Origin of the sequence: Acinetobacter sp. SwsAc2, assembly GCF_013391465.1 — a bacterium.
GTDB classification, from domain to species: Bacteria; Pseudomonadota; Gammaproteobacteria; order Pseudomonadales; family Moraxellaceae; genus Acinetobacter; species Acinetobacter johnsonii.
This window is the reverse complement of the sequence record NZ_JACBEZ010000082.1, coordinates 1-992: the sequence shown is the minus strand read 5'-3', so window position 1 is coordinate 992 and position 992 is coordinate 1. Positions and strand designations below refer to the sequence as shown.

1 protein-coding gene is annotated in these 992 nt (G+C 36.9%); it reads left to right on the top strand.

The window, feature by feature from the left end; translation table 11 throughout:
* Positions 1–111: 111 nt before the first annotated feature.
* The coding region (locus HYI04_RS16750; protein WP_135898008.1) for an IS30-like element ISAba125 family transposase at positions 112–992 on the top strand (881 nt) is incomplete at its 3' end.

Sequence of the window (992 nt, the reverse complement as noted above, 5' to 3'; positions counted from 1 at the left end):
GGCAGAGTAAAACTTGAAGTGCGACATAAACCACCTAATTAATTTAAAGGGTTTATGGAGTATATAAAATTGTCATACCATCATCTTAACTTTGAAGATCGTACTGCATTAATGCTTGAGTCAAGAAAAGAAGGCTTTTCAGCCAGAAAATTTGCTGAACTCATTAAAAGACATCCTAGTACGATCTATCGTGAGCTTAAAAGAAATAGCATCAATGACGTTTATCAAGCTCGATATGCTTCTGATAACACCTTCGCTAGACGTAGACGTGGTCACAGAAAACTCAAAATCGATTCAATCCTCTGGAAATTTATTGTTGAAGCGATCCGTTGTTTATGGTCTCCTCAGCAAATAGCAAAGCGTTTAAAGACATTTCCTGATTTGGATCAAACAATGAATGTAAGCCATACAACGATTTATTCAACGATACGAGCATTACCAAAGGGTGAGTTGAAAAAAGACTTATTATCCTGTCTACGTCATGAAAATAAAAAGCGAAAAGCTAACGGTGAACCTAAAAAAGATTCTATATTACAGGATATTAAAACTATTCATGAGCGCCCAGCCGAAGTTCAAGAAAGAAAAATACCGGGTCATTGGGAAGCTGATTTAATTAAAGGTAAAGACAATAAAAGTTCGATAGCAACACTTATTGAACGAAATACACGGCTCTGTATCTTGGCAACATTACCTGATGCAAAGGCAGAATCAGTGCGCAAGGCTTTAACTGAAGCTCTGAAATATTTACCTGCAGAACTGCGTAAAACGTTGACCTATGACCGTGGACGCGAGATGGCAGAACATAAAATACTTGAAGAAGATTTAGGCATAGATGTATATTTCTGTGACCCACATTCACCCTGGCAAAAAGGCACATGCGAAAATATGAATGGTTTAATTAGGCAATATTTACCTAAAGGGATTGATTTAAATCAGGCAGATCAGCATTATTTAAATCAAGTTGCCATGTCACTGAATACTCGTCCTAGAAA